This window comes from Streptomyces sp. NPDC054783 (assembly GCF_053611725.1).
On the sequence record NZ_JBSHAY010000003.1, the window covers coordinates 483524 to 510196 of the forward strand.

Sequence of the window (26673 nt, forward strand, 5' to 3'; positions counted from 1 at the left end):
TGCACCTTAGACCGCGGGCAGGGAATCTCCCTGCACCGCCTGGATGTCCAGTTCCACCTTCAGGGTCGTACCGATCGCCGCGATGCCCGCCTGGAGGACCTGGTTGTAGTTCATCGCGAAGTCCTCCCGCCGCAGCTCGGCCGTCGCGCGGAACGCGGCCCGCGTGCCGCCCCACGGGTCGGCGCCGGTGCCGAGGTAGGCGAGGTCCAGGTCCACCGGTCGTACCACCCCGTGCATGGACAGCTCGCCGTGGACCGTCCAGCGGTCGGAGCCCGACCGGGTCAGGTCCGTCGAGCGGTAGGTGATCTCCGGGTGCCGCTCCACGTCGAGGAAGTCCGCCGACTTCAGGTGCCCGTCGCGCATGCCGTTGCCGGTGTCGATGGACGCGGCCCCGATCACCGCTTCCACACGGGACTTGGTGACGTCGTCCGGTGCGATCTCGATCGTGCCGCCGAACTCCGTGAACCGGCCGTGCACACTGGAGATCCCGAGGTGCTGGGCGACCGCGGCGACGGAGGAGTGCACCGGGTCGATGGTCCAGGGCCCGGGCGGCGGCAGTTCGGTGCCGCCCTGCCGGGCCAGCGTGACGGTGCCGACCTCGGACCGGCCGCTCGCGGTGACGATCGCGGAGGAGGCCACGGGCGCGTACCCGACGGCCGTCACGATCACGGTGTACGCCCCCGGCGCCAGCTCGGTGGCATCCCGTACGGCCCCCTCGGTGTCCGCCTCGGCGCGCAGCACCTGCGTACCGGTCATGTCGGTCACCGTGACGACCGCGTGCGACACGGCCCACCCGTCCCGCGTGCGGATCTTCGCGGTCAGTCCCATCCCGTTTTCTCCCTGCAAAGCCTTACAAATCGGTCGTATGAAACCGGCCCGTGGCGCACACACGACGGTATGTGTGCCACGGGCCGGGAGTGAACTACTCGCCGGGGTGGGCGAGTTCGAGGTCGTGGCCGTCGACCCCGGTGCCGGCCACGGTCAGGGCCGTCGCCACCGGCGGGTAACCCGTCGCGATGACCGTGTACTCACCACTGTCCAGGTCGGTGAAGGCGTACGCCCCGTCCGAGCCGGTGGTGGCGGTGCCGACCACGTTGCCCGCCTGGTCGACGAGCGTCACGCGGGCGTCGGCCAGCGGACCGTGCGGGGCCCTGACGACACCCAGGAGGCGGGCACCGGCGTCCAGGTCGATCTCGATCCGGGTGAGGCCGGTGGCGCCGATCTCGACGGGCACGGCGCGCGGCCGGAACCCGCTCCCGTTGACCGCCAGGGTCACCGTGCCGGGCACCAGGTCGGTGAAGGCGAAGTCGCCCTGCTCGCCGGTGCCGGCGGTGGCCAGCAGGTCGCCGCGCACGTCGGTGACGATCACCATGGCGTCCTTGACCGGCAGCGCGCTTCCGGCGGCCCGGACCACACCGGTCAGCCCGCTGGTGCCGCTGAGCAGGATGTCGTACGACACCGGCTCCTCGCCCACCACGACGGTGGAGGCCTGCGGCTGGTAGCCGTCGGCGGAGGCGATCAGGACGTACGAACCCGTGCCCGGGGCGTCGACGGAGTAGGAGCCGTCGGCCTGGGCGACCGCGCGGCCCAGCTGGCGGCCGGACAGCGAGATCAGGGTGATCGCGGCCTGCGGGACCGGGGCGCTCTCGGCGCCGCGCACGAAGCCGTGCACCGGGGTGCCGCCGCCCGCGCCCGGGCCGGGCTCGGCGATGGTCGCGACGGCGGTCGCCACCGGCTGGGCGGCGGTGGCCGCGGCCGGCGCCTCGGCGGAGGTGCCGGACACGACGGGCGTGGCCCAGCCGGGCACCTTCTGCGGGGCGGGTTCCTGCACGGTGTTCTCCACGAGGTTCTCGACGGGAGCGGCGGCTTCCGCGACCGCCCCGGCCTTCTCCTGCGCGGCCTGGGCCAGCGCGCCGGTCGTGCGCAGCGGGACCTCCTTGATGAACAGCACCGTGATGAGCGCGATCAGGGCGAAGGGGGCCGCGTAGAGGAAGACGTCCGCGATGCCGTGGCCGTAGGCGCCCTCCAGCCAGTTGCGCACCGGCGTGGGCAGCTTGCCCATGTCGGGCAGGTCGCCGCCGCCCACGGCCTTGGCGGCGGCCATCCGCGCCTTCGGGCTGAGGTCGGTGATGCTGTCCTTGGCGTAGTGCGTGATCCGCTCGGACATCACCGAGCCGAGCACGCCGACGCCGACCGCACCGCCGAGGGAGCGGAAGAAGCTCACCACGGAGGAGGCGGCGCCCAGGTCCGCCGGGGCGACCTGGTTCTGCGTGGACAGGACCAGGTTCTGCATCATCATGCCGACGCCGATGCCCAGGAGCGCCATGTAGATCGACAGCTCCCAGTAGGGGGTGTCGTAGCGCATCAGGCCGAGCAGGGCCAGGCCCGCCGTGAGGGAGACGCCGCCGGCGACCAGCCAGCCCTTCCAGCGGCCGGTGTTGGTGATGAACCGGCCGGAGACCATGGACGCGACGAACAGACCGCTGATCATCGGGATGGTCATGACGCCGGACATGGTCGGCGACTTGTCGCGGGCCAGCTGGAAGTACTGCGAGAAGAAGACGGTGCCCGAGTACATGCCGACACCGACGAACAGCGAGGCCAGCGAGGCCAGCGAGATGGTGCGGTTGCGGAACAGGCGCAGCGGGATGATCGGCTCGGAGGCCCGGGTCTCGGTGAACACGAACAGCAGCGCCAGCACGATCGTGCCGCCCACCATCGTGTACGTCTGCCAGGACAGCCAGTCGTACTTGTCGTTGGCGAAGGTGACCCAGATCAGCAGCAGCGAGGCGGCGGCGGTGATGAAGAAGGCGCCGGTCCAGTCGACCTTGACCTTCCGCTTGGAGACCGGCAGGTGCAGCGTCTTCTGCAGCACGACCAGCGCGATCAGCGCGAAGGGGATACCGACGTACAGGCAGTAGCGCCAGCCCAGCCAGGAGGTGTCGGTGATGACACCGCCGAGCAGCGGGCCGCCGACGGTGGCCACGGCGAAGGTGGCGCCGGTGTAGCCCGAGTACCGGCCGCGCTCCCGGGGGGAGATCATCGCGGCCATGATGACCTGCACCAGGGCGGACAGACCGCCGGCGCCGAGGCCCTGGATGACACGCGCGCTGATCAGCATCGCCGGGTTCTGCGCGAGACCGGCGACGACCGAGCCCGCGACATAGATGACCAGGGATATCTGGACGAGGGCCTTCTTGCTGACGAGGTCGGCGAGCTTGCCCCACAGCGGCACGGAGGCCGTCATGGACAGCAGCGCCGCGGTGACGACCCAGGTGTAGGCGGACTGGCCGCCGCCGAGGTCCTTGATGATCGTCGGCAGTGCGTTGGTGACGATCGTCGAGGAGAGGATGGCGGCGAACAGGCCCAGAAGCAGGCCGGACAGCGCCTCCATGATCTGCCGGTGTGTCATGGGGGCGTGCTCCGCGGAGCCTCCCCCGTGCTTGGCGTGAGCCCGCACACCGGCTGGTGTGGTCGTTGCCATGGGCTTCCTTCTCTTACGTGCTTGCGGGTGTACGGGTGGTCTCTTCGACTACGGGAGCGGGCACGGAGGCCGGGTGCCGGAACTGGGTGGCCCGGCAGTCGCCGAAGGACTCGCGCAGGCGGGTCATCAGCCGGATCAGCTGGGCCACCTCGTCGTCGGTCCAGTCGGCGAGCCGCTCGGCCAGCAGATGCGTGGTCCGCCGGGACAGCTCGTGCAGCTGCTCCAGGCCCGCGGGCGTCAGGCGCAGGATGCGCGAGCGCTTGTCCGCGGGGTCCGGGTGCCGTTCGATCCAGCCGCGCGCGGCGACGTGCGCGACATGCCGGCTGGTGACCGACATGTCGACGGCGAGCAGCTCCGCGAGCTTGCTCATGCGCATGTCTCCGTGGCGGCCGAGCAGGGTCAGCACGGCGGCCGAGCCGGCCGGGCAGTCGGGCGGCAGCATCCGCCCCAGGTCCCGTTTCACGGCTCCGACGGCGCTGAGCTGACGCGCCAGCTCTTCGAACTGCGCCTGCTCGGCCATCACACCTCCCGAATTCGTTGCTTGAGGCAACCGTAACACCTGTTTGGTTGCTGCAGGCAAATAAACGGGGGCATGGCAGCGTAAAAACTTGGCAAATGCAAGTATTGCGACCGTAAACGTGCAGGTCGGTGCGGGTGAGGTGCCCCCGTCTGTCCCGGTGGCCCCCCACTTGGGCGGCCCGGCCCGTCTTCGCTAAGGTCTCGGGCCATGGCTAACACCCAGGGCCCCCAGGGCAACTACGACCCCGCCGGCAACACCCAGATGTTCCGCGCGTTCGTCGACGAGGCCCCCCAGGGCCGCCAGCAGCAGGCCGCAACCTCCTCCGGCCCCCGCGTCGGCCTGATCATCGGTGTCATCGTGGCCCTGGCCGTGGTGGCCGGTGTCGCCTGGCTGGCGCTGAAGTAGGACCGGCCGAAGCGGGACCGGCTCCCGGCGATCACTTCCACCGGACGGACACGTCCCGCGTCTCGATGTGCATGCCGAGCGGCACGCGCCAGGCGTCGACGCACACCGTCCAGGTGCGGTCCTCGTGCGCGCCCGGCGCGATCGGCGCGGGGAGGTCCACCGTGGAGTCGACCGTGCCCCAGTCGATACCGAGCGCGCCGATGATGTGCGTCCCGAAGGTCACCGACCCCGAACGCACCGCCGTGCCCCCCGAGTTCCTGAAACCGACGGTCACCTTCTGGCACCAGCGCTGATCCACCGGCTCTGTCGTGGGGGCGCCCCAGGAGAGGTCGGCGGGGGTGGGGGGCTTTCCCCGGCTGGGGGTGGGGCTGGGGGTCGGGCCGGGCGAGGTGGCAGGCGGCGTCGTACGACTGTCCGTGCCGTCCGTGCCGTCCGTGCCGGGGGTGGTGGGGGAGCCGTCACCGCTGGGAGTGGCGGAGGTCTGCTGCACGGTGTCCGGGCTGCCTGACGCGCCGCTGCCGACGCCGCCCGAAGTCCCGGCCCCACCAGGGGAGTTGCGGCCGCTCCCGCCTGTGCTGCCGCCTCCGTCGAGCGGCACCAGCGTCACGGACCCCGTCGGCCCGACAGGGCCCGGCCCGCGCTGTCCCGGGCCGACCGCGACATACCCGCCGCCCGGGCCATGGTCCCCGCACGCGGCCAGCACCCCGCCCAGGACGACGACGGCCGCCGACGCTGCCGTAACGGCGCCTCGGCGGCCACGTGTCCATGTCGTCGTACGAAGCATCGGGCCATGGTGGCTGACGTACCGTCAGATAGGAACCCCCGGGCGGGGGCTCCGTCCGCACGGCCCGCGGAGCGCTAGTCCGAGATCAGGCCGTCCCGCAGCTGTGCCAGCGTCCGGGTGAGCAGGCGCGAGACGTGCATCTGGGAGATGCCGACCTCCTCGCCGATCTGTGACTGGGTCATGTTGGCGAAGAAGCGGAGCATGATGATCCGGCGCTCCCGGGGCGGGAGTTTGGCCAGCAGGGGCTTGAGGGACTCGCGGTACTCCACGCCCTCCAGCGCCGTGTCCTCGTAGCCGAGCCGGTCGGCGAGCGAGCCCTCGCCGCCGTCGTCCTCGGGGGCCGGGGAGTCCAGCGAGGAGGCGGTGTAGGCGTTGCCGACCGCGAGGCCGTCGACCACGTCCTCCTCGGAGACGCCGAGCACGGCGGCCAGCTCGGTCACCGTCGGGGAGCGGTCCAGCTTCTGGGACAGCTCGTCGCTGGCCTTGGTGAGGGCCAGGCGCAGCTCCTGCAGGCGGCGCGGGACGCGGACCGACCAGGACGTGTCCCGGAAGAACCGCTTGATCTCGCCGACCACCGTCGGCATCGCGAACGTGGGGAACTCCACGCCCCGTTCGCAGTCGAAGCGGTCGATCGCCTTGATCAGGCCGATGGTGCCGACCTGGACGATGTCCTCCATCGGCTCGTTGCGGGAGCGGAAGCGCGCGGCCGCGTAGCGGACCAGCGGCAGGTTCAGCTCGATCAGGGTGTCCCGGACGTAGGCGCGCTCGGGGCTGTTCTCGTCGAGTGCGGCGAGCCGCAGGAACAGGGAACGGGACAGGGTGCGGGTGTCGATGTCTCCCGAGGCCGGCGGGGCCGGGAGGCCGGCGGCCGCCGGGGCGGGCGGGGCCGGCACGGCGTCGAGGGCCGTGACGCCCTCGATGCCGGCAAGGACGTCGAGAGCGTCGAGCTCCTTGGGCGCTGCCTCGCTCGTCGCGGGCGTCAGCACCTTCGAGCTGCCCTGTTCTGCGGACATGCCACCCCCTTTGGGTCGCGGGACGGTCGTGGCGGCGCCGTTCTTGCGAGCAGCGCAGCCTTCACCTGAATACCGGCGCCGAGGGCCCGGCAAACGCGTCTCCCGCAGAATGTCACATGTCGGCAACACGCTGTAGTGACATGTCGACATGTAAGAAGTGAATCAGCCCTGGAAAGACGGGGTCTGACGCTATTTCGGAACCCAACTGTCGGCATCTGCGCTGGTGAGCGATTCGCTCTCGGTGGTGATGCATCGATCGGGTTTGCGATGCAGGCGGTGATCCCGGGTGTGCTTCCGTGCGCCCGCTGTGCTCCGCCTCGAGCGCTTCTATGCGTCGATGCGATTCGCCGAGCGCAGCCGCTGGAAGCTGCGGGCGAGCAGGCGGGAGACGTGCATCTGGGAGACGCCGAGTTCCGCGCTGATCTGCGACTGGGTGAGATTGCTGTAGTAGCGCAGCAGAAGGATTCTCTGTTCGCGCTCGGGGAGTTGGACGAGCAGATGCCGGACCAGGTCGCGGTGTTCGACGCCGTCCAGGGCCGGGTCCTCGTAGCCGATCCGGTCCAGCAGGCCGGGCAGCCCGTCGCCCTCCTGCGCGGCCTCCAGCGAGGTGGCGTGGTACGAGCGTCCCGCCTCGATGCAGCTCAGCACCTCCTCCTCGCTGATCCTGAGCCGCTCGGCGATCTCGGCGGTGGAGGGGGAGCGGCCGTAGAGCGTGGTGAGGTCCTCGGTGGCGCTGTTGACCTGCACCCACAGCTCGTGCAGCCGGCGCGGTACGTGGACCGTGCGGACGTTGTCCCGGAAGTACCGCTTGATCTCGCCGACCACGGTCGGCATGGCGAAGGTCGGGAACTGCACACCCCGGTCCGGGTCGAACCGGTCGATGGCGTTGATCAGGCCGATGGTGCCGACCTGGACGACGTCCTCCATCGGCTCGTTGCGGGAGCGGAAGCGGGCGGCCGCGTAGCGCACGAGCGGGAGGTTCGCCTCGATCAGCGCCCCGCGCACCCGGTGGTGCTCCGGCGTGCCCGGGCTGAGCTCCTTCAGTTCGGCGAACAGCACCTGGGTGAGGGCGCGGGTGTCGGCGCCGCGCCGCTTCTCGGGGGGCACGGGAGCGGGGGCGGGAGCGGGGGCGGGCGCGGGGGCGGGCGCGGCCGACTCCTCCTGGGGCGGCGCAGTACTGGCCGACACGGTCAACGCCACCTCTTCATCGCTCAATCATCGGTCAAAAGCGGTCATAGCATCACAAGACATGTGCACGCTGTGCAAGCACCCAATAACGCCGTGTTGTGTGCAAAAATCGACAAGTTGGGGTTTAAGACGCACGAAAGCCCCCCGCCGTTGCGGCGGGGGGCTCGGGGGCGGAAGCGGTCAGAATTCGTAGTCGGCGATCACCCACGTGGCGAACTCGCGCCACAGCGCGACGCCCGCCTGATGGGCCGGGTGCTCCAGATAGCGCTTGAGGGCGTCGGTGTCCTCGACCGCCGAGTTGATCGCGAAGTCGTAGGCGATCGGCCGGTCGCTGATGTTCCAGGCGCATTCCCAGAAGCGCAGCTCCTCGATCTGGCCGCCGAGGGCCTCGAAGGCCTCCACGCCCGCCACGACCCGCGGATCGTCGCGCTCGACGCCCTCGTTGAGCTTGAGCAGGACCAGGTGGCGGATCATGGGGTGTACCTCAGCTCTTTCCTCCGTTGGCGACCCACGTCATGAAGTCGCCCACGGCTTTGGCCGCGTCCGATATGCCCTCGAAGACTATCTGGACGTAGTGGGCCGCCTTGGGCGGGTCCGTGATGATCACGTACAGCGCGAAGACCACGAGCACGTATACGGCGATCTTCTTGGCATTCACCGCCACCGCGGCCTCCCCTGTCCGTGCGCCCCTGCTGCCGGCCGCGAGTGTAACCTTCATGCCTTTTTCCGGGACCAACGGCCCGTCGCGCGGGGTCTTTTGCCGGGTCCGTACCGACACGACACGAAGGGCCCCGTCTTTCGACGGGGCCCTTCCTCGCGCGGTAGCGGAGGGATTTGAACCCTCGGTGACTTGCGCCACACTCGCTTTCGAGGCGAGCTCCTTCGGCCGCTCGGACACGCTACCGAGGGAGACCTTACAGCACGGATGGGCGTGCCCTGAAATCGGTATTCACCGGTCCCGGAAGAACTCGGTGAGGACACGGGCGCACTCCGGCGCGAGAACGCCCTCGACGACCTCGGGACGGTGATTGAGCCGCCGGTCGCGGATCACGTCCCACAGCGAGCCCGCCGCGCCCGCCTTGTCGTCACGGGCGCCGTAGACGACCCGGTCGAGGCGGGACTGGACGATCGCGCCCGCGCACATGGTGCACGGTTCCAGGGTGACCACGAGCGTGCAGCCGGCCAGCCGCCACTCCCCGAGCAGGGCGGCGGCCCGCCGGATCGCGAGGACCTCCGCGTGGGCCGTGGGATCGCCGGTGGCCTCGCGCTCGTTGTGCCCGACGGCGAGCACCGTCGCACCGTCCGGGGACAGCACGACGGCGCCGACGGGCACGTCCCCGCCCCGGACAGCCCGTTCGGCCTCGGCCAGGGCGAGCCGCATCGCGGCCCGCCAGCGGTCGCGTACCGGATCCGGTGCGGCCGCCGGGTTCTCCGCGGTCAGCGGACGGTCTCCAGCACCTCCGAGGCGCCCAGGGCCTCGGCGATCGCGCCCAGCGCGTCCTCGGCGTCCAGCGAGCGCAGCTCCTTCTCGCTGATGCCCAGGTCGTCGAGGATCTGGCTGTCGCCCACCGGGCTGTGCGGAACGGCGTCGGCGGCGGTGCCCTCCTCCTCGTCCTCGTCGGACTCGGACTCGCCGTCCTCCGTGCCGTCGAGGTCGAGGGAGTCCAGGTCGGGGCCGTCGTCGGCACCCGGCTCCCGGCCGAGCAGTTCGTCGGTGAGCAGCAGCTCGCCGTAGGCGCTGCGCTGGGCGGCGGCCGCGTCCGAGACGTAGATCCGCGGGTCGTCCTCGCCGTCCACGCGGACGACGCCGAACCACGCGTCCTCCTGCTCGATCAGCACGAGCACCGTGTCCTCCTCGGGAGAGGCTTCCCGGGCCAGGTCGGCGAGATCCGACAGGGTCTCCACATCGTCGAGCTCTGTGTCGCTCGCTTCCCACCCGTCTTCGGTGCGCGCGAGCAGTGCGGCGAAGTACACCGTGACTCTCCCACTGGTCATAGGCGTGCCGGTTGGGGGTCCCCCCGGCGGAGGTACATGGGCGGAGAGAGCTGGGCTCCGAGCCCCACCCACTCGGAATCGTGGCAGAAACAAGGCCTTCAGGGGACGTCTTCGGCGCCCTGTGTCTTGTCAGCCACCTGCGGATCGTACGCGGCTTTTCCAGGCGCTCACGCACGCCCACCTCGCAAACGCCGGTGTGTGCGCGGATCTTCCTTGCCAAGAACTTCCATACCGGGTCTTGCCCATGAGGATTCCCAAGACGATTCCCAGGGGTGTCCTCCCCTCGGTCGGTCTACCAGCGGAACGTCCGCATGCGCATCTCGTGCCGCAGCCGGGCGGCCTTGGCGCGCCGCGGCTGGACCCGGGCGCGCAACGCACGGGCCTCGGCGAGGTCGCGCAGGAACCGGGCGCGGCGGCGCCGGCGCTCGGCGTCCGTCTCCGGTACGGCGGCACCGCGTATCGCGGGCTCTGCGGCGCCCCGGGTGCCCTCGGCGTCCCCGGACGTGTTGTCAGGAAGGTCAGGCAGGTCAGGCACGTCTCACCACCCCAGTTCCGTTCCTCCCACTTTCCCTCGTACGGCCGCTTCGACGCCAGGGCCGGAAGGGGGGCCCGGCCGCGGGTACGCCGGGACGGGCGCAGGTTCGGGCGCGGGTACCGTTAGGGGCATGCGTCTCCATGTCGTCGACCACCCCCTGGTCGCCCACAAGCTCACCACGCTGCGCGACCAGCGCACCGACTCCGCGACCTTCCGCCGCCTCGCCGACGAACTGGTCACCCTGCTCGCCTACGAGGCCACACGGGACGTGCGCACCGAGGCCGTCGACATCCGCACGCCGGTCGCGCAGACCACCGGCGTCAAGCTCGCCCGCCCGCGCCCGCTGGTCGTACCGATCCTGCGCGCCGGCCTCGGCATGCTGGACGGCATGGTGCGGCTGCTGCCGACCGCCGAGGTGGGCTTCCTGGGCATGATCCGCAACGAGGAGACGCTGCAGGCCTCCACCTACGCCTCGCGCATGCCGGAGGACCTCTCGGGCCGCCAGGTGTACGTCCTGGACCCGATGCTGGCCACGGGGGGCACACTGGTCGCGGCGATCCAGGAGCTGATCAAGCGCGGTGCGGACGACGTCACCGCCGTGGTCCTTCTCGCCGCTCCCGAGGGTGTCGAGCTGATGGAGCGGGAGCTGGCGGGGACGCCGGTGACGGTGGTGACGGCGGCCGTGGACGACCACCTCAACGAGCACGGGTACATCGTGCCGGGGCTGGGGGACGCCGGGGATCGTCTCTACGGGGCTGCTGAGTAGTTCGCGCGCCTGCCGGGGTGCCGATCGACCGCCCCTCGGATCAGCACCCCTTCTTGGCGGAGGGCGCCGACGTCGGTGCGGGCGCGGTCAGTTTGGTCAGCGCCTGGCCCGCCGCCGTCGGGTTCACCAGGCCCTTGAACGCGTCGCCGAGGATCAGGTCGACGTCGGTGCCCTTGCGGGTGTCGGCGCGTTGTTCGGTGCCGGTGAGCTGGGCGGCGAGCACCGGCAGTGAGGTGTTCTGGGCGGCGGCGGGACCGAGGAGCATCCCGGCGTTCTTCACCTTCTTGTCGTACGCCCCCGGCGCGTTGCCCACGGCACCGATCCGGAAGCCCCGCTTCTTCAGCTCGTCGGCGGTGGACTTGGCGAGCCCGGTGCGCTCGGTGGCGTTGTAGACGTTCACGGTGATCTGGGCCGGCTTGGGCAGGGACTTCACCTGGGCGGCCGTATCGGCCTTGGGGTGGCAGTCGGTCTTCGGGCCGGCCGCCGTGCTCTTCTTGGCGCCGCCGGTGAAGACGTCGATGAGCTGCAGGGTGCCCCAGCCGATCAGGCCGAGCGCGGCGACGGACGCCACCACGGCGGCCACGAGCCTGGCGCGTCGGCGCGGCGGGCGCATCCGAGGGTATTTGTCCCCCGTGATCCGGTACTGGCCGCCCATGCCAGGGGGAGTCAGCATGCTCATGAGCGCAGCGTAGTGCGCCCGAGCGGCGCTGCCTATCTGATGATCAGTCGATGCCGCTCAGCGGAACCCGAAAGGGTCAAGGGCCAATGGCCGTGTCGCGCCGGGTCAGTCGAGTTCGAGCACGCGCGCGTGCAGCACCTGGCGCTGCTGGAGGGCGGCGCGGACCGCGCGGTGCAGCCCGTCTTCCAGGTAGAGATCGCCCTGCCACTTCACGACGTGCGCGAAGAGGTCGCCGTAGAACGTCGAGTCCTCGGCCAGCAGGGTCTCCAGGTCGAGCTGCCCCTTGGTCGTCACGAGCTGATCGAGGCGGACCGGGCGCGGCGCGACGTCCGCCCACTGCCGGGTGCTTTCCCGGCCGTGGTCGGGGTACGGCCGGCCGTTTCCGATGCGCTTGAAGATCACACGGAAAGCCTACCGGTCAAGACCTTCCGGGCGCAGCCATGGCGGCCGAGTGGGGCGCCTGAAAAGATGCCGCAAATGGGGCATACGTGCCGCTATCGGGATTCCAGGCGCAGGGCGTGGCGGACTTCTTCGGGGGGTGTGAGTCCGACACGGCGGATTTCCTCCGAACGGCGGAGGGCCGGCATGCGGCCCGGCGGAGGCGGAGGCCCGCCTCCGCCGGGCCCGGTTCAGTGGTCGTCCCGGTCCTCGGGCGGCCGCTGCGGCTCTTCCTTCCGTTCCGGCTCGGGCGTCGTCGCCCGCCGGGCCTCCGCGCGCAGCAGGGCGCGCAGGACGGCGTAGGGATCCATGGGCATGGCTGTGCTGCTCCTTGCTTCCGACTGACCTGTGGCCGGCCTCTGACCGGCCTTTCGCGGGGACGCGGGTCTGGTCAGCAGCGCAGGACGACCGTGCGGAGCAGGGGCGGCGCGTACGGCTCCCGCGGCGTGCCGGGGCGGGGCCGTACCGCCGGCCGGGCGGGCGCCGGGTCGGGCAGGGGCGCGGGGCGCTCGGGCAGGTCGGCGCGGTGGACGGCGGGGGCGGGCGGCCGCAGGAGCGTGTCGAGTACGTCGTGCTCGAAGGTCTCGGCGGACGCGCCCAGCGCGGGGGCCGCGTGGGCCTGCACATGGGCGCCGGGCACCCACAGGGCGAGGAGCAGCGCGAGCACCCGCAGCCAGGTACGGCTGCGGGGAAGGCTCGCGGTCCTGCTCACGTCGGGTGTGTCCCCGGGGCGGGCGGGTCATGACGCACGCCGGGCCCGAGATCCGCCCGCACGGCGTACCGGCGAGCGCCGCGGTTGACGCCGCTCACACCGTGCGGGGGACCGCCTTGGCGCGGCTCCGGATGCCGAACGCGGTGACGATCTCCCCGATCCCCACCACGACCAGCCAGATGCCGGCGACCAGGGTCAGCACGGCGACCGACCGGAACGGCGAGTCGATGAGCACGACTCCGGCGATGAAGGTGACCACCCCGAGGAAGATCTGCCAGCCCCGGGCGGGCATCCGCGAGTCGTGCAGGGCGGCCAGGGTCTGGGTGATCCCCCGGATCAGCCAGCCGATGCCGATCCACAGGGCCAGCAGCAGGATCGACTGCATGGGCCCGCGGAAGCAGAACAGGCCCAGCAGGATCGACAGGGCGCCGCTGATGAACGCCAGCACGCGCAGCGAGGTCGCCCGGTGCGTGCCGAACGCGGCGACCAGCTGGAAGACGCCGCTGATCAGGAGGTAGATCCCGAACAGGACGCCGGCGGCGACCAGGGAGGCGCTGGGCCAGACGAGCACCAGGACGCCGAGGACCAGTGAGGCGATCCCGGTGACCAGGACCACCTGCCAGGCGGCCCGGGACAGGGCGTGCAGGGGGCCCTCGAACGGCGGCTCGGGCTCACGCCGTTCGCCCGGCGGCGTGTTGGCATGCACGTTCCGGTCGTCGTACTCACGGCCCCACTCCGGACCGGTGTTCGGTGCCTCGGTCATGGTTCATGCTGTGAACGGCGGGACCGGGGCGGCCACCAGGAAGAGGCCGGTCGGGTGAAGCGTTCTACCGGCTCGCCTTGCCGGAGGGCTTCGCCGCCTTCGCCTTCGCCGCCGCCTTCATCTCCTGCTTGTGCGCCCGGACCTTGGCCAGCGACTCGGGCCCGGTGATGTCGGCGACCGACCGGAAGGACTCGCGCTCTCCGTACGCCCCCGCCGCCTCCCGCCAGCCCCTCGGTGTGACGCCGAGCTGCTTGCCGAGCAGCGCGAGGAAGATCTGGGCCTTCTGCTTGCCGAACCCGGGCAGGTCCTCCAGCCGCTTCAGCAGTTCGGGGCCGGTCGGCACGTCCCGCCAGACCGCCTCCGGGTCCCCGTCGTAGTGCTCGACGAGGTACTGGCACAGCTGCTGGATGCGCTTGGCCATCGAGCCCGGGTAGCGGTGCACGGCCGGCTTCTCGGCGAGCAGCGCGGCGAAGGCCTCCGGGTCCATGGCGGCGATGTCGTGCGCGTCGAGATCCCCGGCCGTTGCGACGCCGAGCCGGTCGGCGATGGTCCGGGGCCCCTTGAACGCCCACTCCATCGGGACCTGCTGGTCGAGCAGCATGCCGGTGAGTGCGGCGAGCGGGGACCGCCCGAGCAGCGCGTCGGCGTCGGGATCCTGGGCGAGATGCAGCGTGACGTCCATGCCTCGATGATCGCCCGGCCGCGTGCACGGCGCAGCCGGGGTGCTCACATCTCCACGTGTGCGCTGGTCGTGGCCGCGCCGAAGTAGCCCTTCACGTTCTTGACGGTGATCCCGGCGCTCTTGCCGCAGACGTCGAACGAGCCGCTCGGGACGGGACCGGAGGCCGAGCCGCGGGCGACCCAGACGCAGCCGTCGCTGTTCTCGGTGGGCGCGCCGACGACCGTCTCGGCCTTGCCGTCCCGGTTCAGGTCGGCGAGGTGCACCGCGGCCCCGAACCGGTCGCCGGTCTCCACCGCGCCGGGCACACCGGCGGTGTCCTGGGTGTAGCCGGCGGCCTTGGCGGTCGTCAGGCCGGCGGCGGAGCCGCGCAGCAGTACGGCGGTGCCGGCCAGCCGGTGGGTGCCGACCGCCTCGCCGGGCGAGCCGACGAGGACGTCCGCGTAGCCGTCGCCGTTCACGTCGCCCACGCTCAGGGACTGGCCGAACTCGTCGCCGTTCTCGGCGACGCCGGGGACGCCCGCCGTGTCCTGGTGGAACACCTGGGGGTGCTGGCCGGCGGTGATGCCGTGGGGGCCGCCGTAGAGGACCTGGATCTCACCGCCGCGGTGGGCGGCGCCTGCGGCGTTCGCGAGGGAGTCGTCCTCCGCGATGCCGGTGACCAGATCGCCGTAACCGTCGCCGTTGACGTCGCCGATCCGGCCGGCGTGGCCGTCGGCGTAGGGAAGTTCGGTGGGGGCGTTCGCGGATCCGGTGTCGTCGGCGGGGGCGCCGTTGTCGAGGTACACGGTGCCGCGCAGGTCGTCGTCGGCGGGCCCGGACAGCCAGAAGCGCTCGGCCTTCCCGTCACCGTTCACATCGCCCATCACCACCCCCCGGCCGGACGCCCGCCATTCGAGGTACCGGGAGGCGGACCCGCCGGTGCGGGTGAACGGGCCGGTGTAGGCGGAGGCTTCGCAGCCGGAGCCGACGCCCAGTTCGGGCGCGCCGTCGCCGTTCATGTCGCCGGCGGCCAGGGACATCCCGAAGCGGCAGTACGTCATCCCGTCGCCGAGGCCGGCCGGCGGTGCGATGTTCGTGCCGCCGCTCAGCCCGTTCGGCCCGCCCCAGACGACGGTCACCGAGCCGCGCGACTCCTTGCCGCCCACGCCCTCGTACGGCGTGCCCACGATCAGGTCGGCGTATCCGTCCCGGTCGAGGTCGGCACTGGTCACGGCGGTGCCGAAGCGGTCGTACTCCTCGGGGTCCCCGGGGATGCCGGCCGTCGCCTGGGTGATCACCGTCCGGCGGGCGGCGCTCACGGTGGAGGACGAGCCGTACAGCACGACCACGGCACCGGCCGCCTCGACGCCGCCGTTGGCCGCGTCCGGCGCCCCGATGACCAGGTCCCGGTATCCGTCACCGTTGAAGTCGTCCTGTACCGCGGCGGTGTTGGCCCCCTTGTAGGGCGCGGCGGCGGAAGCGGCCGGGGTGAGCGGTCCGGCGGCTGCGGCGGTTACGGCGGCGAGCACGGCTCCCGCCGTGAGGACTGTGCGCATGCCTCGGTGGACACACGGACCTCTCGGAAGGTTGTACGCCCCTGGCGCAGGGCTTCTTCGTCGGTCGCGTACGATCCTGCACTGAGACTTAGGTAAGGCTAACCTATCTATGATCCATCTTGGAGTGAAGGGGATTCCCGGGTGACCACCGAGACCTGCCGCGACGCCTGGGGCATCCCCCATCTACGGGCCTCCAGCACCCTCGAACTGGCCCGTGCCCAGGGCCGGGTCACCGCGCTGGACCGCGCCTGGCAGCTGGAGGCCGAACGCCACCGCTCCCAGGGCACCTCGGCCGCCTTCCTCGGCGCCGGCGCCCTCTCCTGGGACGTCCTGGCCCGCCGGGCCCGCCTCGAGGACACCGCCCGCCGCTGCTTCGCCGCGCTGGAACGCCGGGACCCGGAAACGGCCGACTGGGTCCGGGCGTACGTCGACGGCGTCAACGAGGGCCTGCCGGCCGGTGCCCGCCGGGCACCCGAATTCGCCCGCGCCGGTCTCACCCCCGCCCCCTGGCAGCCCTGGACCCCGCTCGGCGTCTGGCTCGCCACGCACCTCCTCTTCGCGGGCTTTCCCGCCAAGCTCTGGCGCGAACAGGCGATACGGCACCTCGGTCCCGACGCCGCCGGCCTGTTCGCGACGGACGGCCCCGGCACCGCCGGCAGCAACGGCTGGCTGGTCTCCGGCGCCCGCACCGCCACCGGGCACGCCCTGATCGCCGGCGACCCGCACCGCTTCATCGAGGACCCCGGCGTCTACCAGCAGATCCACCTCTCCTGCCCCGAGTTCGACGTCGTCGGCCTGGCCGTGCCCGGCGTCCCCGGCATCGCCCACTTCGGCCACACCGGCACGGTCGCCTGGGCCATCACCAACGCCATGGCCGACTACCAGGACCTGTACCGCGAACGCCTGCGCCGCACCGGCGCGGGCGTCCAGGCCCTGGGCCCGGACGGCCACTGGCACCGGGCCGCCCGGCACACGGAGACGGTGGAGATCGCGGGGGAGCCACCGCTGGAGATCGAGGTGATCGAGACGGAGAGGGGGCCGGTGATCGCCGGGGGCCCGGAGGGCCTGGAGGCGCGGCTCACCCCGGCACCGCCCTGCGACCCGCAGACCGCCGACGCCGAGTACACCGGCACCGCTCTGGCTCTGCGCTACCCGCCCCGCGTCACGGCAGACCTCGGATTCAGCGCGCTCCTCCCCCTCCTGAGGGCCCGCACGGTCCTGGACGTCGACCGCGCCCTGGACGCCTGGGCCGAGCCGGTCAACGTCGTACAGGCCGCCGACACCCAGGGCGGCACCCTCCACCGCGTCGCCGGCCGCGTACCGGTCCGCGCGGAATCCAACCGCCTCCACCCGGTCCCCGCCTGGCAGCCCGGCCACGACTGGCACGGCTGGCACGAGATGCCGTACGCCGCCGCCGAGGACGGCATCGCGGTGATGGCCAACCAGCGCGGCCCCGCCACCCCCCTCGGCGTCGAGTTCGCCCCGCCGCACCGCGCCGACCGCATCCGCGCCCTCCTCGACGCGCGCCGCACCTGGACCGCCGAGGGCATGCCGGCGATCCACACCGACACCCACCTCGCCTCCGCCGCCCCTCTCCTCGACCACCTCGCCGCGCTCCCCGGCCTCACCCCCGCCGCGGCCCGACTGCGCGAGCGCCTGCTCGCCTGGAACCGCCGGATGGACGCCGACAGCACCGACGCGGCCGCCTACGCGGCGGTGCGCGGCGCGGTCGTACGCCGGCTCGCCGCCCACCCGGTGTTCGCCCCGTTCACCGAGCCCCCGGCCTACCCGGAGGTCCTGCTCCCCTGGCTGGCCCTGCTCCCGCGCATCGGCTACGCCCTCGAACACCTGCTGTGCGCCAGGGAGCTGTACGGCATCGACCGCCCGGCCACGGTCCGTGCCGCCCTGGAGGAGGTGTCCGCCGAACCCCCCGCCGGCACCTGGTCCACGACCCACCGCCTGGCCCCCTGGCGCGCACTGCCGTACCCGGGAACACAGGGGGACCCGGAGCCCGGACTCGCGGGTGACCACGACTGCGTGCTGTGCACCTCCGCCGTCCCCGGTCTCACCGACCGCGCGGCCCGCGGCCCGGCCGCCCGTTACGTCTGGGACCTGGCCGACCGCGCGGCCAGCCGCTGGGTGGTCCCCTTCGGCGCCGACGGCGTCCCCGGCGCACCCCACCACCACGACCAACTCCCCCTGTGGCTCAAGGGGGAACTGGTCCCGGTCGTCACCGACTGGACCCTGCTGACCCCGCCGGACCCCACCGAGGAAACCCGATGACCGACCACACCGCCCCGTACGAACAGCACGTCGACGGCTTCGGCACCGTCCGCGTCCGCCCCCTCGACCCGGCGTCCGACGCGGATGTCGTCCACGGCTGGGCGAGCGAGGAACGCGCGGTCTTCTGGGGCATGAACGGACTCACCCGCGCCCAGGTCGCCGAGATCTACGCCCATCTGGCCGGCCTCGACACCCACCACGCCCACCTCGTCACCAAGGACGGCCTACCGGCGGCCCTGCTCCAGACGTACGAGCCGGCCGCCGACCGGGTCGGCGAGTGCTACGCCGTCCGCGCCGGCGACCTGGGCGTCCACGTCCTCCTCGGCCCGGCCGGCCCCGACGGCCCGCGCCCCGGCTGGACTTCGGCGCTGCTGACCGTGATGACGACGTACTCGCTGCGGGCCCTGGACAGGCACCGGCTCGTGGTCGACCCGGACGTACGCAACACCGGGGCGATCGCCCGCTTCGAACGCCAGGGCTTCGTGCGCGGCCCGGCGGTCGTCCTGCCCGAGGTGGACCTCCCCGACGTGTACCTGCCGGAGAAGCACGCCCAACTCGCCTTCCTGGAGCGCCGAGTAGCCTTCCCCGGGTGACGATGACGCCGGACGATCTGATCGCCCACTACAGCCTCGAACCCATCCCCCGCGAGGGCGGACTGTTCCGGCGTACCTGGGCGGGGCCCGTGCGTCCGGACGGCCGGCCCGAGGGCTCCGCCATCGTCGCCCTGCTCACCGCCGACGACTTCTGCGCCCTGCACCGCCTGCCCGCCGACGAGATCTGGCACTTCTACCTCGGCGACCCGCTCGGCCTTCTCCTGCTCGCGCCCGACGGCAGCGCCCGCACCGCCGTCCTCGGCCCCGCCCCGCTGACCGGCCAGCACCTCCAGCTGACCGTGCCGGCCGGTACCTGGATGGGCGCGCGGGTGGCACCGGGCGGCGCGTGGACGTTCTTCGGCTGCACGATGGCGCCCGGATTCACCTACGCGGACTACGAACACGGCAACGCGGCCGACCTGACGGCGCGTTATCCGACCGAGGCCGCCCGCATCACGGAACTGTGCCGCCCATGACCCCGCTGAACCTGCTCGACGGACAGACCGCCCTGGTGACCGGCGCGGGCGGCGGCATCGGCCGCGCCATCGCGCTGCGCTTCGCCGAGGAGGGCGCGGCGGTGGCCGTCCACTGCCGTACGGCGGTGGACGCGGCCGGGGAAGTGGCGGCCAGGATCCGGGAGTCGGGCGGTGAGGCCGTCGTACTCCGGGCGGACCTGACGGACGAGGACGCCTGCCACCGCCTGGTCCGGGAGGTCACGCACTGGTCCGGCGGCCGGCTCACCGCCCTCGTCAACAACGCGGCCGTCCAGCCCGTCCAGCCCCTGCCCGGCATGACGGCGGCCGAGTGGCGCACGGTCGTCGACACCGACCTCACCAGCGTCTTCGCCTGCACCCAGGCCGCCGCCGCCCATATGCGCGCGCACGGCGGCGGCACCATCACCCACATCGCCTCCATCGAGGCCGCCCAGCCCGCTCCCGGCCACGCCCACTACAGCGCGGCCAAGGCGGCGGTGGTCATGCACGCCCGCGCGGCGGCCCTGGAGTACGGCCCCGACGGCATCCGCGTCAACGCCGTCTCGCCCGGCCTGATCGACCGGGAGGGCCTGGCGGAGGCCTGGCCGGACGGCGTACACCGCTGGCTGGCCGCCGTCCCCACCGGCCGGCTGGGCCGCCCCGAGGACGTGGCCGACGCCTGCGTGTTCCTGGCCTCACCCCTCGCGAGCTGGATCACCGGCCACGACCTGACCGTGGACGGCGGCATCTCGGCCCGGCCGACCTGGTGAGCACTGCGGCCGATCGCTCGCGCGGTGAGCGCTCCGGCCGGTCTGTGCGTACCCATACGGAAGACAGGCGGCGAGGGAGGGGACGAGTGCTGCTGCGCGACCGGCGCCGATGGCCACGACGGCTGGGGCTGCTCTGCGCGGGCCTCCTCGCGCTGCTGCTGGGCACGGCGGCCCCGGCGTCCGCCCACGCGGCCCTGCGCACGACCGATCCCGCCGACGGCGGCCTCCTGCGCACGGCCCCCAGCCGCGTCACCCTGACCTTCACCGAATCGGTCGGCCTGCTCACCGACTCCTTCCGCGTCTACGACCCTGCCAACCACCGGCTGCGCACGGGCCCCGCGGAGCACGCCCCCGGCCGCCCGGACACGGCCCGCGTCTCCCTCCCCGCCAGGCTCGCCACCGGCACCTACACGGTCGCCTGGCGGGTGGTGTCCGCGGACAGCCACCCGGTCTCCGGCGCGCTCACCTTCTCGGTCGGCACCCGCACGGCGACGACCGCGAGCCCGGCCCCCGAGGACACCGAGAACCCCGCCACGGCGGCCCTGTACAACATCGCCCGCTACCTCGCCTACCTCTCCCTGGCCGTCCTCCTCGGCACGGCGGCGTTCGTGGCGTACTGCCGCCCGCCGACGGCGGCCCCGCTGCGCACCCCGGTACTGGCCGCCGCCTGGACCCTCCTCGCCACGACGGCCGCCCTGTACCTCCTGCGCACCCCCTACGAGGAGGGCACCCCACCCACGCTCTCCGTGAGCTCCCTCACCCACCCGGCCACGACCCGCCCCGGCGCCCTCCTGCTCACCCGCCTGACGCTGCTGCTCCTGGCCGGCGCCGGCATGGCACTCCTGCGGGCCCGCCGCAGAAGGCTCCCGCGCCGTACGACGCTCGCCGTGGCCGGGGCCCTCTCCCTCCCCCTGGCCCTGACCTGGACGGCGGCCGAACACGCCTCGGCGGGCATCCAGGTCCCGCCGGCGATCACCGCCGCCACGCTCCACCTGCTGGCCATGGGGACCTGGCTGGGCGGCCTGGCGGCCCTTCTGCGCACGCTGCCCCGCACCTCCCTCACCACCCTGGCCCGCTTCTCCCGCCTGGCCTTCGCCTCGGTGACGGTCCTGGTCCTGACCGGCGTCTACCAGTCCTGGCGGGGCCTCGGCTCCTGGCAGGCCCTGACGGACACGACGTACGGCCGCACCCTGCTGGCGAAACTGGCTGCGGTCACCGCGCTCCTGCTCGCGGCGGCCTGCTCCCGCGCGTGGACGACCCGTGTGACCCGAGAACCCCGGGTCGCCGTCGCCCGTGTCCCCGAACCGGCCACGGGCCCTCCGCCGCCCCCGGAACCCGCGACGCCGCCCCCGCCCCCGCCCTTCCACATCCTGCGCCGCTCGGTACTGGCGGAGGCGGCCGTCGGCGCGGTGGTCCTGGCCCTGACGACCCTGCTGACGAACACGGTGCCCGGCCGCGCGGCCGAGGAGGCGGCGGCGACCGGAACCCCGGCGAGCGGCATCCCGACGGCCTCCGTCACCACGATCCCCTTCGACGTCGGCACCCCCGGCGGCCACGGCAGGGTCCAGATCACCCTGGACCCGGGCCGCGTCGGCCGCAGCTCCGTCCAGGCGGTGGTCTACGGCCCCGACGGCGGCCTGTCCACGGTTCCCGAACTCCGCGTCACTCTCACCCTCCCCGCCCAGCACCTGGGCCCCCTGGACACCCGCATCACCGACCGCGGCGGCTACTGGTCCACCGACTCCTTCGACCTCCCCCTGCCCGGCACCTGGACGATGAAGGCGACGATCCGGACCTCGGAACTGGACCAGGTGACGGTGTCGGCACCGGTGCGGGTGACGCGGTAGGCGGGCGGGACCCACCGGGCCGGCCGGCTCGCCGACGACCGAGTGCGACGACCGAGTGCAACGCCAGAGGGCCGGGCCACTTTCGTGACCCGGCCCTCTGGGCGGCGGCGGATACGAGATGCGAACTCGTGAGGCGTTGTCGTTCAGCTGCGTTCGTGGGTGGCCCGGCTACGGCCACGTATGCCCTGGGCGGGCTCTTGTGCGTCCTCGAGCGGCAAGGTCTCGTCCTCCCCGAAGTCAGGAGCCTGGAAGGGATTGGTCGCCGGGGGCGGCGATGCCCCGGCGGAGCAGCGGGGTTGCCCTTCCAGGGCGGAGAACAGCGACGTCAGATCGATGAGGGGACTCTCTTTCGGTACAGGTCCCTGAAGGGGCCTGGTGTGCCGTGACCGGGCACAGCGGTCCTACAGCTTGGTCATCTTGGAGTACGGGCTCAAGATCCGCATTTGCGTCGAGCCGAAGTCCACGAGTGCCGCGACTCCGGCCTCGATGCCGATCACCCGGCCGAGACCGTACATGTCGTGGGTGACCTGGTCGCCCACGGCGAAGTGCTTGGGAGCCGGTGTGACCGGGGCCTTGAAGGGGCTGGTAGGCAGATGACGCTTCGGCGCAGCAGGCTTTGTCATGGCTCAGTATGAGCCTACGCGCATCCCGTTTGCTGTGGCCGTCGGCACAGATCCAGACGGGTACAACCGCTCCGTGTCGCTGACCTGGGGTTCCGAGACCTGGTGCGGCAAAAATGGACCGCGGGTCTCCTTCGCCGACCGTGCTGACACCTGACCCCGGCCGTCACCCGGGCCCCTACGCCAGAGGGCCGGACCACTTTCATGGTCCGGCCCTCTGGGCTGGCGGAGGATACGAGATTCGAACTCGTGAGGGGTTGCCCCCAACACGCTTTCCAAGCGTGCGCCCTAGGCCTCTAGGCGAATCCTCCGCCGGAAACATTACATGACCGAGGGGAGTGCTCGCGAACCCGTTCTCGCAGGCCCCCGTCGGTTGCAGCCCGCAGGCCGCGATCGGGTACTGTTGGGCACAGCCCCTCACGCGGCGCTATCTGACTGAACTCCCCCAGGGCCGGAAGGCAGCAAGGGTAGGTCGGCTCTGGCGGGTGCGTGGGGGGCCCTTGCGTTCCCGGGGGGCCGGGGTCCGCGGCCGGGACCGGTTGTCAGCGGGCGCCTATAACCTCGTATGCGTGTCGTCTCTCGCGCTGTACCGCCGCTATCGCCCGGAGACCTTTGCCGAGGTCATCGGGCAGGAGCATGTCACCGACCCGCTGCAGCAGGCGCTGCGGAACAACCGGGTCAATCACGCGTACCTGTTCAGCGGTCCGCGCGGCTGTGGCAAGACGACCAGCGCGCGGATCCTCGCCCGCTGTCTGAACTGTGAGCAAGGTCCCACTCCGACACCGTGCGGCGAGTGCCAGTCGTGCCAGGACCTCGCCAGGAACGGCCCCGGCTCGATCGACGTCATCGAGATCGACGCGGCCTCTCACGGTGGTGTGGACGACGCCCGTGAACTGCGCGAGAAGGCGTTCTTCGGCCCCGCGAGCAGCCGGTACAAGATCTACATCATCGACGAGGCCCACATGGTCACGTCGGCCGGCTTCAACGCGCTGCTGAAGGTCGTCGAGGAGCCGCCGGAGCACCTCAAGTTCATCTTCGCGACCACCGAGCCCGAGAAGGTCATCGGCACGATCCGGTCGCGCACCCATCACTACCCCTTCCGGCTCGTCCCGCCCGGCACCCTGCGGGACTACCTCGGCGAGGTGTGCCAGAAGGAGAAGATCCCGGTCGAGGAGGGCGTGCTGCCCCTCGTCGTGCGCGCCGGCGCGGGTTCCGTGCGTGACTCCATGTCCGTCATGGACCAGCTCCTCGCCGGTGCCGGCGAGGAAGGTGTGACGTATGCCATGGCCACCTCCCTCCTCGGCTACACCGACGGCTCCCTTCTCGACTCCGTCGTCGAGGCCTTCGCCACCGGTGACGGTGCCGCCGCCTTCGAGGTCGTCGACCGCGTCATCGAGGGCGGCAACGACCCGCGCCGCTTCGTCGCCGACCTGCTGGAGCGGCTCCGGGACCTGGTGATCCTCGCCGCCGTGCCGGACGCCGCGGAGAAGGGGCTCTTCGACGCCCCGGCCGACGTCCTGGAACGCATGCAGGCCCAGGCCTCCACCTTCGGCGCGGCCGAGCTGAGCCGCGCCGCCGACCTCGTCAACACGGGCCTGACGGAGATGCGCGGCGCCACCTCGCCCCGCCTCCAGCTGGAACTGATCTGCGCGCGTGTGCTGCTCCCGGCCGCCTACGGAGACGAGCGGTCCGTGATGGCCCGCCTCGACCGTCTCGAGCGCGGCGTCCACTTCGCGGGCGGCGCCGGTGCGCCCGCCATGAGCTACGTCCCCGGGCCGGAGGCCCACGGCGGCGTCCCCATGCCGCCTGCCGCCGCCTCCGTACCGCCCGGCGGCGGCCCGGCAGCGGCCCGCGCGGCCGTACGAGCCCCCAACGGGCCGGGTGCCGGTGGTCCTGGCGCCGGCGGGGTTCCGGGCGTCGGTGGCCAGGGTTCCGGTGGTGGGGGCCTCGGTCGTCCTGGTGCCGGTGGCGGTCCGGGTTCCAGTGGTCCTGGTTCCGGCGGCCCTGGTGCCGGTGGCCCCGGTGCCGGTGGTCCGGCTCCGGCCGCCCCCGCGCCCACGGAGCCCGCGCCCACGGAGCCCGCCGCTCCGACGGCCCCCGCACCGACTCCGGCAGCTGCCGCCCCGGCCGCTCAGGCGGCCCCCGCCTCCGCCGCCCAGGCTCAGGTGCCGCCCTCCGGCGCCCCTGGCCCCTCCGCACCGGCCGGTCCTCCCACCGCGGCTCCTGCCCCTGGTGCGCCCGGCGCCTGGCCCACCGCCGCAGCCGCCGGAAGCGGCCGACGCCCCGGTGGCTGGCCCACGGCAGCGGCACCGGCGGGCGGCGCGCCCCAGGGGCAGGCCCCAGGCCCCGGCCGTGCCCCGGCCCAGCAGCAGCCCCCGGCGACCCCCGCGGCTCCGGCAGTGCCCGCGGCCTCCCCCGCCGGTGGCCTCGACCCCCGCATGCTCTGGCCGAACATCCTGGAGGCAGTCAAGAACCGGCGCCGCTTCACCTGGATCCTGCTCAGCCAGAACGCGCAGGTGGCCGGCTTCGACGGCACCACGCTCCAGCTCGGCTTCGTCAACGCCGGTGCCCGCGACAACTTCGCCGGCAGCGGCAGCGAGGACGTGCTGCGGGCGGCGCTGGCCGAGCAGTTCAACGTGCAGTGGAAGATCGAGGCGGTCGTCGACCCGTCCGGCGGCGGCTCCCCAATCCCGCCCGCGGGGGGCTCGGGCTCCGGCGGCGGTTACGGCGCTCCCGCCGGTGGCGGTGGCTACGGCGCCCCGGCCGCACCCCGCCCCGCTGCTCCCCAGCCCGCTCCGCAGGCGCCCGCGACCCCGCCGTCCGGCCCCGGACCCGGATCTGCCGCGCCCGCTCCCGCCCCCCAGCCCGCCGCCGCGCCCGAGCCGCCCCCGGTCGCTCCCGAGGACGACATCCCCGAGGACGACGACCCTGACCTGGACGAGTCGGCCCTCTCCGGCCACGAACTGATCGTGCGCGAACTGGGGGCGACCGTGGTGGAGGAGTTCTCCAACGAGTAGGGCGAGCAGCCGGCGCGCGGGGGCGAGAGGGTGAGCAGGGCGTTCTCAGGTGCCTGAGCGAGCTGTCTCGGAGCCCCTTTGGAGGAAACCCCAACAAACCCGCCCCCCGGTCTTCGGCAACCTTGCCATTAGGCTGACCCCCGTGAAGGTCCTCGTCATCGGCAACGGCGCCCGCGAACACGCCCTGTGCCGCTCCCTGTCCCTCGACCCCGACGTCACCGCGCTGCACTGCGCCCCCGGCAACGCCGGCATCGCCGAGGTCGCCGAGCTGCACGCGGTCGACGCGCTCGACGGCAAGGCGGTCGCCGAGCTGGCCGTCGGCCTCGGTGCCGACCTGGTCGTCGTCGGCCCGGAGGCCCCGCTGGTCGCCGGTGTGGCCGACGCCGTCCGCGCGGCGGGCATCCCGGTGTTCGGCCCGTCCAAGGAGGCCGCGCAGCTGGAGGGCTCCAAGGCCTTCGCCAAGGACGTCATGGCGGCGGCCGGGGTGCCGACCGCCCGCTCCTACGTGTGCACGACGGCCGAGGAGGTCGCCGAGGCACTCGACGCCTTCGGCGCCCCCTACGTCGTCAAGGACGACGGGCTCGCCGCCGGCAAGGGCGTGGTCGTCACCGACGACCTGGAGGCCGCCAAGGCCCACGCCGCCGCCTGTGAGCGCGTGGTCATCGAGGAGTTCCTCGACGGCCCCGAGGTGTCCCTCTTCGCGATCACCGACGGGGAGACGGTCGTACCGCTCCAGCCCGCCCAGGACTTCAAGCGCGCCCTGGACGGCGACGAGGGCCCGAACACCGGCGGCATGGGCGCGTACTCGCCGCTGCCGTGGGCCGAGCCGAAGCTGGTCGACGAGGTGCTGGAGTCGGTGCTGCAGCCGACCGTGGACGAGCTGCACCGCCGCGGCACCCCCTTCTCCGGCCTGCTCTACGCGGGCCTGGCGATCACCAGCCGCGGTGTCCGGGTGATCGAGTTCAACGCCCGCTTCGGCGACCCCGAGACCCAGGTCGTGCTGGGCAGGCTGAAGACCCCGCTGGCCGGCCTCCTGACGGCCGCCGCCACCGGCAACCTCGCCGACCTGCCGCCCCTGCGCTGGAGCGAGGACGCGGCCGTCACCGTCGTCGTCGCCTCGCACAACTACCCCGCCACCCCCCGCACCGGAGACCCGATCACCGGTCTGGACGAGGTGGCCGCCGAGGACGCCCCGCACGCGTACGTGCTGCACGCCGGGACCAAGCGGGACGGCGACGCCGTCGTCAGCGCGGGCGGGCGGGTGCTGTCCGTCACCGCCACCGGCAAGGACCTGGCCGAGGCGCGGGAGCGGGCGTACCGGGCGGTGGGCCGGATCCGTCTGGACGGCTCCCAGCACCGCACCGACATCGCCGCGAAGGCGGCCCGGGCCGAGCAGGCGGCCCCGGCGGATCAGGCGCCGACCGCCTGATCCGCACCCTCTCCTTACGCAGGCCCCGGATCCCCGATCCGGGGCCTGATCCTTGCTGTCTGTCGCCCACCTCTGACCAAAGCCATTCCATCGAGTGAGCAATCATCCATATGGCTGACGGGGGCCGGGGCCCCAACTATGG

At 72.6% G+C, this 26673-nt stretch carries 28 protein-coding genes, 2 tRNA genes and 1 other RNA gene; 10 read left to right on the top strand and 21 right to left on the bottom strand.

Features of this window, described 5'->3' with window-relative positions:
- Positions 1-6: 6 nt before the first annotated feature.
- The 3 genes from ACWGJ5_RS09105 to ACWGJ5_RS09115 all read right to left on the bottom strand — a co-directional run bounded on the left by ACWGJ5_RS09105 (position 7) and on the right by ACWGJ5_RS09115 (position 4004).
- On the bottom strand, positions 7-828 hold the full coding sequence (locus ACWGJ5_RS09105; RefSeq protein WP_453309091.1) for a YceI family protein: 822 nt from the start codon (positions 826-828) through the stop codon (positions 7-9).
- Positions 829-922: 94 nt separating this feature from the next.
- Positions 923-3484 carry an MFS transporter gene (locus ACWGJ5_RS09110; RefSeq protein ID WP_453309092.1) on the bottom strand — a complete coding sequence of 854 codons (2562 nt, stop codon included), beginning with the start codon at positions 3482-3484 and terminating at the stop codon, positions 923-925.
- A 13-nt stretch (positions 3485-3497) separates the two neighbouring features.
- A complete protein-coding gene (locus ACWGJ5_RS09115; protein WP_453309093.1) occupies positions 3498-4004 on the bottom strand; it encodes a MarR family winged helix-turn-helix transcriptional regulator in 507 nt (168 codons plus the stop codon).
- Between the two features lie 207 nt (positions 4005-4211).
- On the opposite strand from ACWGJ5_RS09115, the gene ACWGJ5_RS09120 reads away from it, so the two are divergent.
- Positions 4212-4409, top strand: a complete 198-nt coding sequence (locus ACWGJ5_RS09120; protein ID WP_453309094.1) for a hypothetical protein — start codon at positions 4212-4214, stop codon at positions 4407-4409.
- Positions 4410-4440: 31 nt separating this feature from the next.
- Here the strand turns inward: ACWGJ5_RS09120 and ACWGJ5_RS09125 are convergent, their stop codons facing one another.
- The 9 genes from ACWGJ5_RS09125 to ACWGJ5_RS09165 all read right to left on the bottom strand — a co-directional run bounded on the left by ACWGJ5_RS09125 (position 4441) and on the right by ACWGJ5_RS09165 (position 9924).
- The gene (locus ACWGJ5_RS09125) at positions 4441-4899 is read right to left on the bottom strand and encodes a hypothetical protein (protein ID WP_453309095.1); all 459 of its coding nucleotides are present in this window, start codon (positions 4897-4899) and stop codon (positions 4441-4443) included.
- Positions 4900-5267: 368 nt separating this feature from the next.
- A complete protein-coding gene (locus tag ACWGJ5_RS09130) occupies positions 5268-6206 on the bottom strand; it encodes an RNA polymerase sigma factor SigF (protein WP_453309096.1) in 939 nt (312 codons plus the stop codon).
- Positions 6207-6533: 327 nt separating this feature from the next.
- The gene (locus ACWGJ5_RS09135; RefSeq protein ID WP_453309177.1) at positions 6534-7400 is read right to left on the bottom strand and encodes an RNA polymerase sigma factor SigF; all 867 of its coding nucleotides are present in this window, start codon (positions 7398-7400) and stop codon (positions 6534-6536) included.
- Between the two features lie 174 nt (positions 7401-7574).
- A complete protein-coding gene (locus ACWGJ5_RS09140; protein ID WP_453309097.1) occupies positions 7575-7868 on the bottom strand; it encodes a Dabb family protein in 294 nt (97 codons plus the stop codon).
- A 10-nt stretch (positions 7869-7878) separates the two neighbouring features.
- The gene (locus ACWGJ5_RS09145; protein WP_055708362.1) at positions 7879-8058 is read right to left on the bottom strand and encodes a hypothetical protein; all 180 of its coding nucleotides are present in this window, start codon (positions 8056-8058) and stop codon (positions 7879-7881) included.
- A gap of 155 nt (positions 8059-8213) precedes the next feature.
- Positions 8214-8298, bottom strand: a tRNA-Ser gene (locus tag ACWGJ5_RS09150).
- A 45-nt stretch (positions 8299-8343) separates the two neighbouring features.
- Complete coding sequence (tadA, locus tag ACWGJ5_RS09155; protein WP_453309098.1) at positions 8344-8775, bottom strand: tRNA adenosine(34) deaminase TadA; 432 nt, start codon at positions 8773-8775, stop codon at positions 8344-8346.
- Positions 8776-8831: 56 nt separating this feature from the next.
- On the bottom strand, positions 8832-9368 hold the full coding sequence (locus ACWGJ5_RS09160) for a tRNA adenosine deaminase-associated protein (RefSeq protein WP_453309178.1): 537 nt from the start codon (positions 9366-9368) through the stop codon (positions 8832-8834).
- 313 nt (positions 9369-9681) lie between these two features.
- Complete coding sequence (locus ACWGJ5_RS09165) at positions 9682-9924, bottom strand: hypothetical protein (RefSeq protein ID WP_453309099.1); 243 nt, start codon at positions 9922-9924, stop codon at positions 9682-9684.
- Between the two features lie 130 nt (positions 9925-10054).
- Between ACWGJ5_RS09165 and upp the strand changes: the two genes are divergently transcribed.
- Complete coding sequence (upp, locus tag ACWGJ5_RS09170; RefSeq protein ID WP_228624343.1) at positions 10055-10690, top strand: uracil phosphoribosyltransferase; 636 nt, start codon at positions 10055-10057, stop codon at positions 10688-10690.
- 40 nt (positions 10691-10730) lie between these two features.
- Here upp and ACWGJ5_RS09175 read toward each other — a convergent pair whose 3' ends face one another.
- The 7 genes from ACWGJ5_RS09175 to ACWGJ5_RS09205 all read right to left on the bottom strand — a co-directional run bounded on the left by ACWGJ5_RS09175 (position 10731) and on the right by ACWGJ5_RS09205 (position 15499).
- Entirely contained in the window at positions 10731-11369 is a 639-nt protein-coding gene (locus tag ACWGJ5_RS09175) for a LytR C-terminal domain-containing protein (RefSeq protein WP_453309100.1), read from the bottom strand.
- Positions 11370-11474: 105 nt separating this feature from the next.
- Positions 11475-11771, bottom strand: coding sequence for a type II toxin-antitoxin system VapB family antitoxin (locus tag ACWGJ5_RS09180; protein WP_003999914.1), 297 nt, complete (start codon positions 11769-11771; stop codon positions 11475-11477).
- Positions 11772-11998: 227 nt separating this feature from the next.
- Complete coding sequence (locus ACWGJ5_RS09185) at positions 11999-12124, bottom strand: hypothetical protein (RefSeq protein WP_453309101.1); 126 nt, start codon at positions 12122-12124, stop codon at positions 11999-12001.
- Between the two features lie 74 nt (positions 12125-12198).
- Entirely contained in the window at positions 12199-12519 is a 321-nt protein-coding gene (locus ACWGJ5_RS09190) for a hypothetical protein (protein WP_453309102.1), read from the bottom strand.
- Between the two features lie 94 nt (positions 12520-12613).
- Entirely contained in the window at positions 12614-13282 is a 669-nt protein-coding gene (locus tag ACWGJ5_RS09195; protein ID WP_453309103.1) for an HdeD family acid-resistance protein, read from the bottom strand.
- 64 nt (positions 13283-13346) lie between these two features.
- Positions 13347-13964 carry an HhH-GPD-type base excision DNA repair protein gene (locus tag ACWGJ5_RS09200; RefSeq protein ID WP_453309104.1) on the bottom strand — a complete coding sequence of 206 codons (618 nt, stop codon included), beginning with the start codon at positions 13962-13964 and terminating at the stop codon, positions 13347-13349.
- A 44-nt stretch (positions 13965-14008) separates the two neighbouring features.
- Positions 14009-15499 carry a hypothetical protein gene (locus ACWGJ5_RS09205; RefSeq protein WP_453309105.1) on the bottom strand — a complete coding sequence of 497 codons (1491 nt, stop codon included), beginning with the start codon at positions 15497-15499 and terminating at the stop codon, positions 14009-14011.
- Positions 15500-15640: 141 nt separating this feature from the next.
- Here ACWGJ5_RS09205 and ACWGJ5_RS09210 point away from each other — a divergent pair, with 141 nt between their 5' ends.
- The 5 genes from ACWGJ5_RS09210 (at position 15641) to ACWGJ5_RS09230 (ending at position 21465) form a co-directional block, all read left to right on the top strand.
- Complete coding sequence (locus ACWGJ5_RS09210; protein WP_453309106.1) at positions 15641-17782, top strand: penicillin acylase family protein; 2142 nt, start codon at positions 15641-15643, stop codon at positions 17780-17782.
- Positions 17779-18375 carry a GNAT family N-acetyltransferase gene (locus ACWGJ5_RS09215; protein ID WP_453309107.1) on the top strand — a complete coding sequence of 199 codons (597 nt, stop codon included), beginning with the start codon at positions 17779-17781 and terminating at the stop codon, positions 18373-18375. The genes ACWGJ5_RS09210 and ACWGJ5_RS09215 overlap by 4 nt, the downstream gene beginning before the upstream one ends.
- Positions 18376-18377: 2 nt before the next feature.
- Positions 18378-18851: a cupin domain-containing protein gene (locus tag ACWGJ5_RS09220; RefSeq protein WP_453309179.1), complete on the top strand. Its 474-nt coding sequence runs from the start codon at positions 18378-18380 to the stop codon at positions 18849-18851.
- On the top strand, positions 18848-19618 hold the full coding sequence (locus ACWGJ5_RS09225) for an SDR family NAD(P)-dependent oxidoreductase (RefSeq protein ID WP_453309108.1): 771 nt from the start codon (positions 18848-18850) through the stop codon (positions 19616-19618). The genes ACWGJ5_RS09220 and ACWGJ5_RS09225 overlap by 4 nt, the downstream gene beginning before the upstream one ends.
- 86 nt (positions 19619-19704) lie before the next feature.
- On the top strand, positions 19705-21465 hold the full coding sequence (locus ACWGJ5_RS09230) for a copper resistance CopC/CopD family protein (RefSeq protein WP_453309109.1): 1761 nt from the start codon (positions 19705-19707) through the stop codon (positions 21463-21465).
- 401 nt (positions 21466-21866) lie between these two features.
- Here ACWGJ5_RS09230 and ACWGJ5_RS09235 read toward each other — a convergent pair whose 3' ends face one another.
- Together ACWGJ5_RS09235 and ACWGJ5_RS09240 are read right to left on the bottom strand one after the other, a co-directional pair.
- Positions 21867-22088, bottom strand: a complete 222-nt coding sequence (locus tag ACWGJ5_RS09235; protein ID WP_228624353.1) for a CarD family transcriptional regulator — start codon at positions 22086-22088, stop codon at positions 21867-21869.
- Between the two features lie 220 nt (positions 22089-22308).
- A tRNA-Ser gene (locus tag ACWGJ5_RS09240) sits at positions 22309-22396 on the bottom strand.
- Positions 22397-22493: 97 nt separating this feature from the next.
- Between ACWGJ5_RS09240 and ffs the strand changes: the two genes are divergently transcribed.
- The 3 genes from ffs to purD all read left to right on the top strand — a co-directional run bounded on the left by ffs (position 22494) and on the right by purD (position 26531).
- An RNA gene (gene ffs, locus ACWGJ5_RS09245) (signal recognition particle sRNA small type) lies at positions 22494-22590 on the top strand.
- A gap of 64 nt (positions 22591-22654) precedes the next feature.
- Entirely contained in the window at positions 22655-25102 is a 2448-nt protein-coding gene (locus ACWGJ5_RS09250; protein WP_453309110.1) for a DNA polymerase III subunit gamma and tau, read from the top strand.
- A gap of 142 nt (positions 25103-25244) precedes the next feature.
- Positions 25245-26531, top strand: coding sequence for a phosphoribosylamine--glycine ligase (gene purD / locus ACWGJ5_RS09255; protein WP_453309111.1), 1287 nt, complete (start codon positions 25245-25247; stop codon positions 26529-26531).
- Positions 26532-26673: the final 142 nt, after the last annotated feature.

Bases quoted from the DNA above. Each gene is read 5' to 3' on its own strand.
- ACWGJ5_RS09105 (WP_453309091.1), bottom strand. From the start codon at position 828: ATGGGACTGACCGCGAAGATCCGCACGCGGGACGGGTGGGCCGTGTCG.
- ACWGJ5_RS09110 (WP_453309092.1), bottom strand. From the start codon at position 3,484: ATGGCAACGACCACACCAGCCGGTGTGCGGGCTCACGCCAAGCACGGG.
- ACWGJ5_RS09115 (WP_453309093.1), bottom strand. From the start codon at position 4,004: ATGGCCGAGCAGGCGCAGTTCGAAGAGCTGGCGCGTCAGCTCAGCGCC.
- ACWGJ5_RS09120 (WP_453309094.1), top strand. From the start codon at position 4,212: ATGGCTAACACCCAGGGCCCCCAGGGCAACTACGACCCCGCCGGCAAC.
- ACWGJ5_RS09130 (WP_453309096.1), bottom strand. From the start codon at position 6,206: ATGTCCGCAGAACAGGGCAGCTCGAAGGTGCTGACGCCCGCGACGAGC.
- ACWGJ5_RS09140 (WP_453309097.1), bottom strand. From the start codon at position 7,868: ATGATCCGCCACCTGGTCCTGCTCAAGCTCAACGAGGGCGTCGAGCGC.
- tadA (WP_453309098.1), bottom strand. From the start codon at position 8,775: ATGCGGCTCGCCCTGGCCGAGGCCGAACGGGCTGTCCGGGGCGGGGAC.
- upp (WP_228624343.1), top strand. From the start codon at position 10,055: ATGCGTCTCCATGTCGTCGACCACCCCCTGGTCGCCCACAAGCTCACC.
- ACWGJ5_RS09175 (WP_453309100.1), bottom strand. From the start codon at position 11,369: ATGAGCATGCTGACTCCCCCTGGCATGGGCGGCCAGTACCGGATCACG.
- ACWGJ5_RS09185 (WP_453309101.1), bottom strand. From the start codon at position 12,124: ATGCCCATGGATCCCTACGCCGTCCTGCGCGCCCTGCTGCGCGCGGAG.
- ACWGJ5_RS09195 (WP_453309103.1), bottom strand. From the start codon at position 13,282: ATGACCGAGGCACCGAACACCGGTCCGGAGTGGGGCCGTGAGTACGAC.
- ACWGJ5_RS09200 (WP_453309104.1), bottom strand. From the start codon at position 13,964: ATGGACGTCACGCTGCATCTCGCCCAGGATCCCGACGCCGACGCGCTG.
- ACWGJ5_RS09205 (WP_453309105.1), bottom strand. From the start codon at position 15,499: ATGCGCACAGTCCTCACGGCGGGAGCCGTGCTCGCCGCCGTAACCGCC.
- ACWGJ5_RS09215 (WP_453309107.1), top strand. From the start codon at position 17,779: ATGACCGACCACACCGCCCCGTACGAACAGCACGTCGACGGCTTCGGC.
- ACWGJ5_RS09220 (WP_453309179.1), top strand. From the start codon at position 18,378: ATGACGCCGGACGATCTGATCGCCCACTACAGCCTCGAACCCATCCCC.
- ACWGJ5_RS09225 (WP_453309108.1), top strand. From the start codon at position 18,848: ATGACCCCGCTGAACCTGCTCGACGGACAGACCGCCCTGGTGACCGGC.
- ACWGJ5_RS09235 (WP_228624353.1), bottom strand. From the start codon at position 22,088: ATGACAAAGCCTGCTGCGCCGAAGCGTCATCTGCCTACCAGCCCCTTC.